At 56.3% G+C, this 14401-nt stretch carries 16 protein-coding genes; 9 read left to right on the forward strand and 7 right to left on the reverse strand.

Annotated features, from left to right (window positions below; all coding sequences use genetic code 11):
- Nucleotides 1-40 precede the first annotated feature (40 nt).
- From ACQUSM_RS14920 to ACQUSM_RS14955, 8 genes are all read left to right on the forward strand, one after another.
- Entirely contained in the window at nt 41-244 is a 204-nt protein-coding gene (locus ACQUSM_RS14920; protein WP_435119878.1) for a hypothetical protein, read from the forward strand.
- Entirely contained in the window at nt 237-2237 is a 2001-nt protein-coding gene (locus ACQUSM_RS14925; RefSeq protein ID WP_435119880.1) for an AAA family ATPase, read from the forward strand. Before ACQUSM_RS14920 ends, ACQUSM_RS14925 begins: the two co-directional genes overlap by 8 nt.
- A complete protein-coding gene (locus ACQUSM_RS14930; protein ID WP_121513343.1) occupies nt 2234-2692 on the forward strand; it encodes a hypothetical protein in 459 nt (152 codons plus the stop codon). Before ACQUSM_RS14925 ends, ACQUSM_RS14930 begins: the two co-directional genes overlap by 4 nt.
- Before the next feature lie 96 nt (nt 2693-2788).
- A complete protein-coding gene (locus tag ACQUSM_RS14935) occupies nt 2789-4153 on the forward strand; it encodes a DNA methyltransferase (protein ID WP_435119881.1) in 1365 nt (454 codons plus the stop codon).
- Between the two features lie 311 nt (nt 4154-4464).
- Nucleotides 4465-4758 (forward strand): hypothetical protein, encoded by a 294-nt coding sequence (locus ACQUSM_RS14940; protein WP_202614591.1) that lies wholly within the window; start codon nt 4465-4467, stop codon nt 4756-4758.
- Entirely contained in the window at nt 4751-5212 is a 462-nt protein-coding gene (locus ACQUSM_RS14945; RefSeq protein WP_435119883.1) for a hypothetical protein, read from the forward strand. Before ACQUSM_RS14940 ends, ACQUSM_RS14945 begins: the two co-directional genes overlap by 8 nt.
- A gap of 76 nt (nt 5213-5288) precedes the next feature.
- Entirely contained in the window at nt 5289-5723 is a 435-nt protein-coding gene (locus tag ACQUSM_RS14950; protein WP_435119884.1) for a TRAM domain-containing protein, read from the forward strand.
- Between the two features lie 76 nt (nt 5724-5799).
- A complete protein-coding gene (locus ACQUSM_RS14955) occupies nt 5800-6153 on the forward strand; it encodes a hypothetical protein (RefSeq protein WP_435119886.1) in 354 nt (117 codons plus the stop codon).
- 85 nt (nt 6154-6238) lie between these two features.
- On the opposite strand, the gene ACQUSM_RS14960 is transcribed toward ACQUSM_RS14955, so the two are convergent.
- The 4 genes from ACQUSM_RS14960 to ACQUSM_RS14975 all read right to left on the reverse strand — a co-directional run bounded on the left by ACQUSM_RS14960 (nt 6239) and on the right by ACQUSM_RS14975 (nt 9310).
- On the reverse strand, nt 6239-6934 hold the full coding sequence (locus tag ACQUSM_RS14960; RefSeq protein ID WP_435119888.1) for a hypothetical protein: 696 nt from the start codon (nt 6932-6934) through the stop codon (nt 6239-6241).
- Nucleotides 6931-7605 (reverse strand): helix-turn-helix domain-containing protein, encoded by a 675-nt coding sequence (locus ACQUSM_RS14965; RefSeq protein WP_435119889.1) that lies wholly within the window; start codon nt 7603-7605, stop codon nt 6931-6933. Before ACQUSM_RS14965 ends, ACQUSM_RS14960 begins: the two co-directional genes overlap by 4 nt.
- Before the next feature lie 203 nt (nt 7606-7808).
- Nucleotides 7809-8360 carry a hypothetical protein gene (locus tag ACQUSM_RS14970; protein WP_125919943.1) on the reverse strand — a complete coding sequence of 184 codons (552 nt, stop codon included), beginning with the start codon at nt 8358-8360 and terminating at the stop codon, nt 7809-7811.
- Complete coding sequence (locus ACQUSM_RS14975; RefSeq protein ID WP_058365046.1) at nt 8357-9310, reverse strand: ParA family protein; 954 nt, start codon at nt 9308-9310, stop codon at nt 8357-8359. The genes ACQUSM_RS14970 and ACQUSM_RS14975 overlap by 4 nt, the downstream gene beginning before the upstream one ends.
- Before the next feature lie 844 nt (nt 9311-10154).
- Here ACQUSM_RS14975 and ACQUSM_RS14980 point away from each other — a divergent pair.
- A complete protein-coding gene (locus ACQUSM_RS14980; protein WP_435119892.1) occupies nt 10155-11387 on the forward strand; it encodes a tyrosine-type recombinase/integrase in 1233 nt (410 codons plus the stop codon).
- A 36-nt stretch (nt 11388-11423) separates the two neighbouring features.
- Here ACQUSM_RS14980 and ACQUSM_RS14985 read toward each other — a convergent pair whose 3' ends face one another.
- From ACQUSM_RS14985 to ACQUSM_RS14995, 3 genes are read right to left on the reverse strand one after another with little or no spacing between them, the layout of a single operon-like run.
- Nucleotides 11424-12077: a hypothetical protein gene (locus ACQUSM_RS14985; RefSeq protein ID WP_058984794.1), complete on the reverse strand. Its 654-nt coding sequence runs from the start codon at nt 12075-12077 to the stop codon at nt 11424-11426.
- A gap of 28 nt (nt 12078-12105) precedes the next feature.
- Nucleotides 12106-14025: a heavy metal translocating P-type ATPase gene (locus tag ACQUSM_RS14990; RefSeq protein ID WP_435119893.1), complete on the reverse strand. Its 1920-nt coding sequence runs from the start codon at nt 14023-14025 to the stop codon at nt 12106-12108.
- Nucleotides 14026-14029: 4 nt separating this feature from the next.
- Entirely contained in the window at nt 14030-14245 is a 216-nt protein-coding gene (locus ACQUSM_RS14995) for a heavy-metal-associated domain-containing protein (protein ID WP_049986810.1), read from the reverse strand.
- Nucleotides 14246-14401: the final 156 nt, after the last annotated feature.

The following is a 14401-nucleotide window of genomic DNA, read 5'->3' on the forward strand; positions in this document are numbered from 1 at the left end:
ATACATTGATAAGCGTTTGTAGATATGGTTGCAGTATCGCATGAATGACTCCGAGGTACATTCGTTGATCCTTGACCGTATTGACGAGGTTGAGGATGACGATCTTCGGGCCTTCTTACGCGGGGTTTTGGAGCATGAACGGGACATTCTGAAAGAGCCGCGAGCCGAGTACGCTGAGCAGTATAAAGAACTCGTGGACAATTTTGTCGGGAACGAATCACTGCAGGAATTCGACAATGAATAACGTTCAGATATTCGAACTCGAAATAGAGGATTACCGACAATATGAAGGAAATCAAACTATCCCCCTAGAGACTACGTCTGAGAAGCACATCAACGTGATTGAGGGGCAGAATGGATCTGGCAAGTCAAACATTCTGAACGCGATTACGCTGTGTTTCTACGGGGAAGAAACCCATACTGATTCGAACGATGACGAGGGCCTCGAGTCGGACCCGCTTGTCAACAAGAAGCGGCTGAAGGAATTGGAACCTGGTGAATCGATTCAAGGGCACATCGAGATCAAGCTGGGTAAAGGCGAACCCGAGTACGCCTTCCGACGAACTTTCTCGACAGCTCGTCAAGAAGATGCTGCGGAAGGAGACCGCGAGGAACGACAATTTAACAGCTCTATAGGTGACCTTCGGCTACGCCAGCGGTTTGGCGGGAATGACTGGCGACCGAACCCGAACCCTGAAAATATTCTTCGCGAGATTCTTCCAACCCACGTCCACGAATATTTCCTGTTCGATGGTGAACAGCTAGATGAGTTCTTCCAAACTGGATACACCGACCACGTACGGGCAGCTGTGCTCGATGTATCTCATATTGAACTTCTGAATAGTGCTGTTAGTCATTTAGGGAAGGTACAGCGGGACTTTGAGAGTGAATCCTCCGAGCTGGGCGGTGATATACAAGAACTCCAAGAACGGAAGGAAGAAGCCTCACAAGAGCTAGAACGGCTCAAACAAAAGCGGGATGACTTAGAGGACGAGATTAGCACCGCTGAGGGCAAAATAGATGACATCTATGATGAGCTTGCGGGTAGTGCAGACGATGACGTTCGGGAGATGCAGCAGCGCCGTGTCTATCTGGAAGAACGCTTGGATGAACAAGAAGAGGAGCTTGTAGATGCGAAAGAGGCTGTAGGGGCATCACTCGCCCGAGCAGGCGGGATTGCATACAACGCTGATGCCCTCCGATATGCTGTTTCTGAACTGGAAGAGTACGAATCGTCACAAAACGGTGTCCCTGGGCTAACAGAGGAATTACTACGAGGGATTCTTTCTCGGAATACGTGTGTTTGTGGGGCTGACTTGGCTGAATGTGACTCTTCACGAGAACACATTGAGGGCCTGTTGGAAGAGCAAACTAGTGAAAGCCAAGACGCAATTGAGGGTCGACTCCGGATGGATCGAGCACTCCGTGATGGCGAATCGCTTATTGAGGATCTCCTAGCTGACCTCAGCGAGCTAGAGGATACACGGACAGCTATCGACGAGAACGAGACAGAACTGGCCAACATCTCTGCCCAGCTTGAAGATGAAGATATCATCGATAATGAACGCGCCCAGGAACTAGAGCAACGCCGTCGGGATATCCAAGGTCGGATCAGTAAGATGGAACGTGAAGTTGGGGAGCTGAACGGGAAAATTGAACAACAAGAAGATGTCGTTGATGAGCGTCGAGAGGAGTGGAAACAGGCAATGCGAGAGCAGGACGAACATGACCTGCTTGTGAGACAGAGTGAGTTCATCGACAGTGCGACTGACAAGCTCTCTGAGATCAAAGGAGAGATTCTGGAGCAGGTTCGGACAGAAACTGAACAACGGCTCGAACGATACTATAACGATCTTATTTGGAAAGATGAAGACTATGAGGTAGTCCTCACTGAAGAGTATGAGGTGCGCCTCTACGGTCCGGACGGTCGGAAGAATCTGGGTTCACTTTCTGCTGGCGAACGACAAGTGCTTGCTCTCTCGTTCATGGCTGCACTTTCAAAAATCAGCGGATTCTCCGCCCCTGTTGTCATCGATACACCCTTGGGACGGATATCTAGCGAGCCGAAACAGCTTATCGCGCAGAACGTACCTGACTACCTGAATGATACCCAGGTCACGTTCCTCATGACTGACGTCGAGTATAGTGAAGACGTCAGGGCGTACATTTCCAACGAGGTTGCGAATGAGTACCATCTTGAATTCCAAAACGGTGTAACACAGGTGACCGACCGATGAGTCAAGATACCGAAGACAGCTACGAGGAGCGTGAACCCCGGCGTGACGTTCATATAGATAGCGAACGTCGAGAAATGTTTGAGGCGTTGCAGGAATCTGAAGATTCTCCCTTCTATCAAGCTGAGAATCACGATCTGTTCATGTTTGCACTTGGATATGGGAGAGAGAACACAATGCCTGAAACGATAAAGAACGAAAAGGGCGCGTTTTTCGGGCGTGCGAGTCTATCGGAACGCCAGCAGGCTGTTATCGAGGCTGTGGCAGTGAGTGAAGAGAGAGATGTTCGAGTTCTTCGTGACCAGCGGATGGTCTATGAGATCGCAGAAGAGTACGCTAATGCGGGAATCGAATTGCTACACGGTCGAGTATTTGGTCCGGCAGATGACGAACCACGGCGGGAACTGGCTCTCGAGGTCAAGGAGCAGTATCAGCCAGAGGAGGACGACGAACCGTGAGTCGTCGTCGAATATTATTGCGAAGTCCACTAGTAGCACCCCGAGAAACAAACGTAACAACGATGCAACCCCCACTCTGTCGGAGGGATCTGATTCATGGATGAGAATCTATCTGAGGTTGACGAGGAAGTTCGAGGTGTAATAGAAATTATAGCTCAGCACATCAGTCATCAAAACAATTCTACCTCTCTTACGGACTTCGTGGACGAAGTCGGGGAGGCTAGTAGTGTTGATGATCTGTATGATTATCTCCTTGACAACCCGAAAGCTGCGGTCAATCTAGTCGGTGATTTAGAGGAGTACTTTGATCACCCTGCTCCTGACTTGGAGAAACTGAAAGAAGGACAAGGCGAATTTTCTGCTGATACTGAGCCTTGGTGGAATGTCGTCGAGGCCGACGCAGCGAAAATCCATCCCAAAGATGGAGGAAGTGAAAATCAAGAGAATGCGATCGATCTCGGCAAGAATTCCGTCGACCTCATCGTCACTTCTCCCCCTTATTGGCAAAAGCGGGACTATGGGACCAAAGACCAGCTGGGACAGGAGCCTGACCCGGATACCTATATCGAGCACCTGATCGATGCACTTGAGCACTGGAAAGTGTTTCTGCGGCCTACTGGGTCTGTATTCCTTAACATCGGCGACACATACCATAATAAAAGCCTTCAGGGAATCCCTGGTCGGTTTGCAAGAGCTGCTCAAGAGGCGGGATGGACTATTCGGAACGAAATTCAGTGGGCTAAGGATAATGGAATCCCGTCTTCAGCCCAAGACCGGCTTGTTCCACGGCATGAGCCAATATTCCATCTAGTCCAAGACAAAGATAATTATTTCTATGACTTGCACGGTTATTCAGAGTTATACGGAAATGGATCTAACCCGGGAGACGTATGGCGGATCTCTCATGATCGGAATACTGGAGATCACCTTGCTCCTTTCCCACGGGACCTAGTGCGGAGGGCAATCACGCTTGCCTGTCCCCCTTCAATCTGTTCCGAGTGTAATGAGCCTAGACGTCGGGATACGAAGCGAGGATTAACAGAGCTCAATACGGAACGTCCGCAAGCAGAGCGGGCATTGGAAATTTACCATAATCACGACGAATTGACAGAGGACCATATCCGAGCCATTCAGGCTGTCGGGATTTCTGACGTGGGGAAAGCAGAGGAATTCCAAGTTGGTGCAGGAGCAAACGATGAAGATGTTCAACGTCGTGCTAAGAAGGCAAAAGAAATTCTAGGTGGTTACTTCCGTGAGTTCACTTTCCCTGAGTGGACTACTGTCGGGTGGACGAGCTGTGAGTGCGAGGATCCTGATTGGAATAGGGGAACTGTCTTTGACCCATTTGCTGGCTCTGGAACCACCATCCAAGTTGCGAACAGTCTCGGATATAATGGATTTGGGACAGACTTAGATATTTCCAACTTCCAACAGGACCAAGCACTGTCCACATACAAATGACGAGATACGTCCTGAAACCTGAAGTCGTACGAGATTGTCTCCACCGGTTAATCGATGCCCCTATCCACCGGATGTTTCCTGGATATCTTTGTCTCCAGCAACAATCCGGGCTCGATAATCGGAACACTGGACTCTCCTTTCCCTATAACGAATTTTTCGACGATTACCTCCGTGTCGGGGAGGATGATTCGGACAAGCCCTATTTTGTCCCCTTCAATCAATCAACAAACCCGTCGCTGAGTTCTCTCTGGTATAATAAGAACGTCGCCGGTACATATGCTCCTTCCTCCCTTCGATCAACTGCCCCACTTATGCAAATCGCCGAAGTTGAGGAAGGAGGACATAATTCGAAATGGGGAATTGAAGATCGTCATTGGCAGCTTGCCCGCCACCATCTTTGTGATGACAACCAAATCCCCGCAGAATCTTTGTCTGCGTATCTGTTCCGCGACTATGGATTTGAGGTGGACGATCCTTCTGCTTATACTCTTGTTGAGACATTCATTGAAGAATTTGGCTACGAATTTGGTGGAGAAGCTTTCTCCCACTTGTACAGAACTAGTGATTCAGAAATAACGGAGGAGTCATTTGTCACCTATGACTGAGCACACCCAAACACAGCTGGGAATCAGAAACACCCACCGTACACCGACTAAAATACGACGGCTAACCCCTGATCAGCTCGGTATTCCTTCAAGTGGGGATGAACAAGATGAAGAAACACGCTGGGAGTCTCTGCGGGAAAAAGCGTTTGAGGCCAAAGATGAATCAGATGTTGGGGTAGCAGTCCGAACTGAGGATGGCTCTGTCTGGGCTGGAACTCGACTAACGAAAGGGATATCTCATGATGTACATCCTCTCGAACTTGCAGTCTGGAAAGGGTTTGACAGCACTAAGCAACCAATTGTAGGTGTTGCAGTCGCGGATGAAGAGATGTCATCCCCTTGTGGACGCTGTCTTCAGGTTCTCAAAGATTATTCGTCTGAAGACGAAGTGATTATCCACATTACTGACGGTGAGCAGGTCGAAGAGACCGCTCTCGCCGATTTACTTCCCTAATGTCTCCCAATCTGGACCAGGAGGCGGTGATCATCACAGAAGCTAATTATTACCGTGGAAGCTCATCTAACTAGAAATGGTCGAGATCCCCAGCCCCCTTTGTTCCCTGTTTAGTGCTCCGATCGAAGAAGAGGATGGAAGATACGTAGTAGAAGTCCCCTCGAGTGAAGTCGATCATGAAGCGTTGTCAACAAACGAAACGTATCGAGTGGCCATTCTAGAGTCCCAAGTCTCGACAGCGTCGTCGATGCAACCGGAGTCACAACAGCCTCCTTCTCGGGAGATTAAGAACCAATCCTCCTCGGAACCGCCCGTGGATGAGGGCGAAGTGCGCGACGTAACAATCGAAACTGTCGGCGATCAGGGAGACGGTATTGCGAAAGTCGAACGGGGGTACGTCGTGATCGTTCCCGGCGCTCAGCCCGGCGACGAGCCAACAGTCGAAATCGAACAAGTTCAGGAGAACGTCGCGTTTGCGAGCATCGTCGATAGCGATCCGCGAGCACTCTAACCCATTGTCCCTTTTGTGGATCGGTCTTCTTCTCGGTAAACCATCGGTGTGAGAAGGCTCCGTTTGAGTTTGTCTGATGGAGGTGGTTCTGAAAGTCACGTCACGCCTTCTCCTTCCATTCGCGATGGCACAACTTTCCAAAGCCGAAATTCAATCTATGACAAAGGAATCGATTGAGGTGCTTGACGACCTGGCCGACCAGGTCGCCGATGAGTTCGAGGCGTATAGACAGCCGGACGAATTCAAGGATGTCTCGCTCGTGATTGAGAACAGCGACGAGGAGCGTCCGACGCTAATCGTCCACGTCGATAGGGAGGATGCGGAGGCTCTTGCCGACCGCATTGATGAGTTCCTCCGCGAGCACGGTGCTCGTACTGAACGGGAACGACACTCAGCTACGGATGTCCGTGTGTTAGCGACGGTCGACTGACAACCACCCCTCCAATTTTTTGACTGACTGCAAGCACCGCTGAAGGGCCTTATCTTCACTTCTGGTCAAGGGAGTCCCGACCGATTCAGCTCAGGTGGTCAATCTGTGCAGACAGATACTCTTGGAGAGCGGTGACCGTTTCTTCTGAGACAGCTGAGGCCCCGAAGTCACTCCGAAATCCGTGCTTGAGTTCGTCGCTCTCCAAGATCTCCAGACCACGCTCAAGCTGCTCCCGTAGCGCACCGTCGTCCCCTCGCCGCAGGTGGGGTGTGACAGCGTCGAGATCGATTTCTTCTGCCACTGCTAGGACGTCACGAAGGTCCGTTTCGCGGCCGCTGTGGAGCTTTGCCGCCACGAGGACGGCCCCATCGATCACTCTGGCTGTCGTCGTCACTGTGCCTCCGCTCACCTCCTGTTGGTGGCTGTGGTCGTACAGGTAATCGAACGACCACTGTGCCTCCGTCTGACGACACCCGAGTCCGTTTACCAAGAGGTCGAAGCCGATCGGCTGTTGCGGCGTGAGCCGCTTCTCGTACACGATCACTTCGGTATCGTAGAACCACTCCTTGGCGTGGCTGTCCGTTTTCTCGAAGTCCCGACGTTCGAGGAAGTCGACGAAGTCAGCTTTGGAGTCCGACGCGACGACGATATCGAGGTCTGTGGAGAAGCGAGCATTGAACGCTGAGACAGCGTAACCGCCGACGAGAACGTACTCGTGGCCCTCTTGAGTGAGCACCTCGAGCAGTTCGATGAGCGCGTCACTGCGGTTGTTGAAGCTCATGGCTGTGCCCGTTCAGTCTCTCGATACGTGACGCCGAGGTCGAGGTCCTCGTACATCCGGTCGAGCATCGCCAGCCCCGACTGGAACTGGGCGTAGTTCTCGCGCATATACTCGATTGTCTCTGCTCTCGGGATCACCGGGTACCCCTCGACGTGTTCGATGTCGAGGGACGGCCCTGGCTCGAGGACGATCTGTAGCGGTCCGTCCAGCTCGTGACGGGGCTGTCGTTCGAATGCGGTCGGGAGGTCGAACGACTCGAAATACGCCTCCCAAGCGTCGACGTCCTCCTCACGGACGGCTATGAACAGCGGATAGTTATCCGGATTCCGCCCAACTTGGTAGCCCCCTTGGGTCCACACGTAGACGGCGTCGATTCGCGTAAACGCGAACGGCCAGTCACCGAACTGTGGGATGACGTAGGCCTCCTCGATGGAGGGTGGACTGACGCCGGCACTAGTAGCGACGAGCTCGCGGGCTGCGTCGCGTACGCGTTCGTCGACGACAGCGAGCCCGTCGTCATAAGAAACGTAGCCTGCTTCTTCCAGCCGATTGACGGCCTGTCTCACCGTCTCGTACGGCGTGTGGAGGTGTTGGGAGACACGGCGGATGGTGTCACCACTCTCGATGGCGAGGATAGTCTGTGCCGCCGTGTCGTCGAGCACCTCATACATCTGGTGGTTACCAATAATCCGGTAACAGTTAAAAGTCTTACTAGAACCCTAGTCAAAGCGTATCTGGCTGAGTTCTACCACTCAGGTTTCTCCTCATGTACGGATGGACCATTCGTCTTTAGAGTTGGCAAGGATATGCTCACAAGTCTGTATATTGATGACGTCAAGGAACAGTTCGAAGCCAATTACGGAAGCGCATAGGTTCAGTTGTCGTACTGGATGCCCCATTCTTCAGCCATCTCGAAGACGTCATCGAGGTGTGCGAGGCCGTACACCATCGCGAACTCGCGGAGATCGGCCTTTGTGATGTTCGTGCCATAGCGGTCCTCGAACTCGGTTTGGGCCTTTCGGACAAGGTCGTCGACGTCCGGGTTGAGTTCGAGCGTGGTCCGGTCGCGTGCCGTCGACGTTCCATCTCGCCACGTCGCGTAGGGGACTGGCGGCGACTCGGAGTGATACTCCGGTTGCATGAGTGCTCTCGCGAGCTGCTCGTTCGAGTGCCTGCGGCCGGATTTAAGGTCGCTAATGTAGTCGACTCCGGTCTCGGATTCTTGTCCGACACCGGCTTCACGTAAGTCGTCGCGCCTCGTATTACTCGACGCCTGTCCAGTGGTCTCGTTGGTCGATTCGTCGTCCTCGACAGGCTGCGTGTCTTCCATGTCCATCTCTACTGATTCGTCGGCTTGAGTGTCGTCGCCTTCGTCATTTGTGTCCTCGAACGGGTTCTCCATATCGCCGCCTGACTCGAAGCTCATTGTGACACCTCAGCGGCGTCGGGACCGCCAGTTGTCAGCTGAGAGAGGTCGACTTCTCCCCAGATGTCGTTCCCGTGGAATAGATCTTCTCGCGGCCACCCGCCGTTAGGGAGGTCTTGGCCCGCGCGATGGTAGATGTACGATGCGAGGGTGCGGAACTTCGGCATGATGTCCGCGTTGTAGTCACGGATGCGGCCGTCCTTCAGCTGAGAAAACACCGTCTCGTAGTTCTCCTCGGCCTTCTCGAACGCACCGAGGTTTTTGAAGTAGACTGGAGCCGGATACTGCTCGTGAATCTTAGTGAGGTACTCTTTGTGAATCTTCTTTCCGGCGTCGACTTTCGATGGAACGACACCGCTTAGTGTGATGTTGATATCCATCTCTTCGGCGAAGTTGCGGGCGCTGTCTTCGACGCCGGCGATGCTCTCGATGCCGCCGCGCGTGGGTTCGGCAGGGATGAGGATGTTGCGGGTGGCGTAGAGGGCGAGATAGTAGCCTTCGTCGGCTTTCGCGTTCGGATCGACGAGCATGACGTCGTACTCGTCCTGAATGTCGTTGTCTTGGAGGACTTGGAAAAAGCGTTTGTATCGGGGATACTCCCACTCGGGGGGTTTGGACGCTTCGAGGTAGTCGGCGTGTTGGTCGAGGCGTTGGTCGACGCGGTTGAAGCGTTTGTGTGAGGGAATGACGTCGATGCCGTCGTCGGCCGTGCGAATGAGATCGCGGAACGGCCCTTTGCCCTGGTCAATGAGGTGGAGCGTTAGGTCGTCGGCGTCGGGGTTGTGTTTGTCTTCGTCGACGCCAAGATAGTTCGAGACGCTCCCATTTTGCGCGTCGAAATCCGCGATGAGGACGTTGAGACCGAGTTCGGCGTAGGCGGCGGCGAGATCTCTGGTGATCGTGGATTTGGATTGGCCACCACTCTGGTTATAGACGGTTATTGGTAGCATGTGCGCACCATCATCCGCATCGATAATAAGAGTTGCTCAGACACACACCACATTACTCACTGTAGCAACTACAGACCACACCTTATGACCATACTGTACGTTCATAATGACCGTTCACAATGGACGTTCATAACGGACTGCCACAACTGATGTATGTGGGTGAGTAAAGCAAAATTCGCCGGACGTCGGCACGCTAGGTAGAACAAGGTCGGGCCGTCGACCATTCTTCTCCCTCGATACGGAGAGAATCATTCAGCTACATCAGCTACCGACGCTCTGCATATAATCTCGTACCGTGATCGACGGGGCTCAGATGATCTCCCAGCCAAGAGTCCCCAGCCCCGTAATCAGTCGTGAAGATGTCAAGCAAGCCCATCCGCTATCTCTCTTGGACGGTTGATCCCCTGAGTTCGCCGAAGAAGACTACACTCTCGCGGCGTTGTGGGGCGGCAGAAAGTGAGATGTCGCCAATGTGGTCAATACAACCGTGGCGTGATTTCGCCAGAAATAGATGACACGATTGGGAAGGACAACCGACTCAGCCCCAGTATTTCCCGATTTAGCTTCGACAATGAATCCACCTTCCGGTTACGATTTTGGTATAGCGGCATACGATTTATTATCAACTCAGATTCGATGATTGGTGAGTAGAACCCTTATATCGTAGGAATATCGGAGATGAGACTTCTTTCCCTATTGGTCGTGATTATACGGGTAATCACGACCACTTTGAAGTACCCCGGCGCCGTCGGTGAAGCACGAATGCTGCAACCGCCTCACGACGGCGCTTCCCCCGGGGTAGAGACACCGAGACCGGGCCCGCAGGACGGTGGAGGGCCGGTGGATGTCTGATCGAGCGCTTTCGACGCCGCTCGACGATAGCTTCGAACGCTATCTTCAGGACAAGGGGAAAGGCCGCGGCGGCGACGGCGGGAACTACCGACGTAACGCTGCACGCGAGCTCGAACGGTTCGCCGAGTGGGCCGCCGGCGACCGCGGCGCCGACGACTGGACCGGGATCGTCCCCGACGACGTCGACCGCGAGCCGACCTTCGACGATCTCGACGAACGCGTGTTCCGGGAGTACGCCCGACATCTCGGTGGAGATCGGGGACTCAAGCAGAACACAGTACAAACCTATTACCGCTATATCTCTGCCTGGTGTGGCTGGTGCGTCAACGAGGGATATCTCGAGGCGCATTACGCCCAGCGGGCCAGTGCGATGGCGCCGCTGCCGGAGGACGACGGCCGCAAGCCCGGCGACCAGCAGGCCTGGACGTCTGAACAGCGCCACGCCCTCACCCGCCACGTCGACGAACGGGCCCGCGACGCTGTCGAGGCGTACACGACACTCCCAGAGGATACTGACCCCCTCGACAAGCAGCGAGCACGCTACGCGGCGCTGAAGGCGACTCGTGACCGGGCGCTGGTGTTCGTCCTCGCGTACACCGCCGTCCGCGTCGGCGAACTCCTCCGCGATCCGAACGACCCGCGCCGGCGCGGCGTCCGCTGGGAGGACCTCTCCCTCGACGACGGCAGTATGGACGTCTACCGGAAGAAACAGCAATGGGACGCCGCGAGTCTCCCCGACCCGGTGATCTCGCCGCTGCGGAGCTACCGCCAGCTGATGGACCCACCGACGGGGCGCTGGCCGGTGTTTCCCACGTTCGACCAGCGGACGCTCGCAGGGCTCGTCCAGGATGAGTTCGCCGACCGAGGGGAACATACGGAGGCAATCGCCGAACGCCGTGAGGAGTACGCTCGCGACCTCCTCCTGGCGCTCGATGAGGATATTCGGCCGCCCTCGATTACGACGGACGGCACACGATCGATTCTCCAACGGCTCTCAGAAGCTGCAGAGATAGACATCGACCATCCGAAACACGATTACCTTGCTCCACACGGCGGCCGGCGTGGAATGGGTGAAGTTCTCGTTCGAGCATTCGGATACACGGTTGCCGCCCGGTATCTCGACAATTCAGAGGAGATGGTGAGAGAGCGGTATTCACATATCGAGGCCGGAGAACTCGGTGATGTCGCTACTGAGGCGCTCGAGGAGATCGATAGTATACCGTAGTAACATATTTCGAGTGTGAGGGGTAGACCGTCGCGTTCACACCGCGTCGACGGTGAACAGCGAGTCGTCGCTGAGGACGACCTGTACCCGGCGGTGCCAGGCGTCAGCAAAGGCCTCCCGTTGCTGGTCGCTTGCCGATCCGTCGAGAATCCCCTGGAGGTTCCCGATCGCGGGTCCACCGCCAGGAACGTCGCTGACGTGGTAGGCCACTTCGACGGTCTCGTCCGTGTCGGTTCGCCGGAACCGGAACGTCGGGTCCGCCGTGTCCGGGTCGAACGCGTCGAAGACGAGGAGGTCGCGGCGGCCGCCATAGCCGCCGGCGAGCCCGCTGAATCCGTCATCGCCGGTCGCGCCAGTCACGTACGAGATGATGCGGCTCATCACGCCGTACGCGGCATCGTCCTGCGGGCCGGCCGTCTGGACCTCGATTTTGCTCCGGACTGGATAGTCGTCGGGATACAGGGCGTCGAGCCCGAGCTGGACGATCCGGTAGGCGCCCGAGGCTGTCGGACAGGAGTGGCCCGCTTCTTTCACCGCGTCCCGGTAGGTGACGACGAACGGCTCGCCCGGTTCGAGGACGCCGAGGGCCTCCGCGACGGGGTCGCGGATTTCGATCGGGTCGACGTCGTAGTCGACCTGCCAATTGGTTCTCGTCTGGGTCGTGTCAGTCGCAGTCGAATTCGATGTCATGAGTTGTGGTTGTGATCGTGTCTCGTGGTCAGTAGCGGAGCAGTCGCATCCCGTTGAGGATGACGAGGAGGACGCTGGCCTCGTGGACCAGCATTCCCGACGCGAGGGTGACGTAGCTGGTGAGCACGCCCGCGAGGAGGACGGTCACGGTCAGCACCGCGAGCCCGACGTTCTCGAGGACGTTCCAGCGCGTCGCCTTGCTCAGTTTGACCGCGTACGGGATCCGTTCGAGATCGTCGGCCATCAACGCCATGTCAGCCGTCTCGATGGCGGTGTCCGTCCCCGCAGCACCCATCGCGATGCCGACGTCGGCGGTCGCCAGCGATGGCGCGTCGTTGATGCCGTCGCCGACCATCGCGACGACGTGGCCGTCGGCCTGGTAGCCCTCGATGACGGACTGCTTGTCCTCGGGGAGGAGTTCGGCACGGTACTCGTCGATACCGACCTCCTCGGCAACGGCAGCGGCCGTCCGCTCGTTGTCGCCGGTGAGCATCACCGTCTCGATGCCAGCGTCTTGGAGCGCCGCGACGACCCCAGGAGCGGCCTCCCGGAGCTCGTCCCGCATCGCAATCGCGCCGATGATGTCCCCGTCCCGAACGACGTGGACGACTGTCTCGCCGCGCCCCTCACGCTCGCGGACGTAGTCGGCGACCCGGCTGGGGACGTCAATGTCGCGGTCGGCCAGCAGTGCGCGGTTGCCGACAACAACTTCCTGGCCATCGGCGAGGGCGATGACGCCCTTGCCAGCGACTACGTCGAAGTCATCCGGATCGGGGACCGACTGGCGCCCCGCGTCCGTATCGTCCGCTTGGGCGACCGTCGTTCCGCCGTCCGTCGCGGCGGTCGGATCCTCGCGGGCCGCGTCGACGATGGCGTCAGCGAGGTGGTGTTCGCTCTTCTTCTCGGCGGTCGCCGCGAGTGAGAGGACCTCGTCATCAGCAACGCCGAACCCCTCAACATCGGCGACGGTGGTCTCGCCCTTTGTGAGGGTGCCGGTCTTGTCGAAGGCGACAAGGTCGATCTTGCCGGCGCGTTCGAGGTGTTCGCCGCCCTTCATCAGCACGCCAGACCGAGCGGCGTTGCCGATGGCCGAGACGATGCTGACCGGTGGCCCGATGACCAGCGCGCCGGGACAGCCGATGACCAACAGGGTCAGCGACAGGATCGCGTTCTGCGTGACGGCGTACGCACCGATAGCGAGCACGATGACGGCCGGCGTGTAATACTTCGCGAACCGGTCAATGAGACTCTCGGTCGGCGACTGAGCCTCTTGGGCCTCCTCGACACGGCGGATGATCCGTTCGAGCGTCGTATCCGAGCCCGCACCCGTCGTTCGGATCTCCAGTGCGCCTTCTTGATTGACCGTCCCGGCGTAGACCTCGTCGCCGTCGGCCTTGTGGACGGGCGCGCTCTCGCCGGTGACTGGTGCTTGGTTGACGGCGCTCTCGCCGTCGACGACGGTGCCGTCAACCGGAATCTTCCCGCCTGGCTTTACGACGACGACTTCGCTCTCTTCGACCTCGCGGGCGGGGACTTCTTGGAGTTCCCCGTCGCGACGGACAGTCGCCGTGTCGGGCGTCATCTCCAGCAGCTCCTGGAGGGCAGTCCGGGTCTTCCGCATCGTCCGTCCCTCGAGGTAGCTGCCGAGGCTGAACAGGAAGACGACGGCGGCGGCCTCCCAGTACTCCCCGATGATGATGGCCCCGATGGCGGCCAGCGTCACCAGCGTCTTGATGCCGAGCGTCCGGTTGGTGACCTCGTGGTAGGCGGTCTTGGCGATGTCGTAGCCACCCACGATCGTCGCGAGGACGAGGATGGCGGCGCTTGCCATCTCGAAACTCGTGAGGTAGCCCAGACTCCAGCCACCGCCGTAGAGCAGGCCGCTCGTTGCCGTGACGATGGCCTTCCGGTGTTTCCGGTAGTACTGCGTGATCGATTGTTTGTTCATGGTGTTAGGCGGGCTGGGGCGTGTACCCCTGGTTTTCGATGGTCTCTGCGAAGACGTCGGGGTCCGCGACGTTGTCGTCGTACTCGATTTCGACGCGGCCGGTCGCGTAGTGGACTTCGACGTGCTGGACGCCGTCGACGTTCGACAGGGCGCGTTCGACGGTGCTCGCGCAGGTCGGGCAATCGAAGTCGAGGACGCGGAATTGGGTTGTGTCGCTCATTACAGTTTGAGGTAGTGCCCATACCCCAATAAGTATTTTTTAGATGATATGTTTGAATTCGGAGACGGGTCGTTGGAACAGTCAAACAGGTCGTCTAGGGCTTTTGCTATCGTGGGTCTATTCTGTACTCGATTCCTCGACAGACACCTACCCGAC

Origin of the sequence: Halolamina sp. C58, assembly GCF_051195095.1 — an archaeon.
In the GTDB taxonomy this organism is placed as follows: Archaea; Halobacteriota; Halobacteria; order Halobacteriales; family Haloferacaceae; genus Halolamina.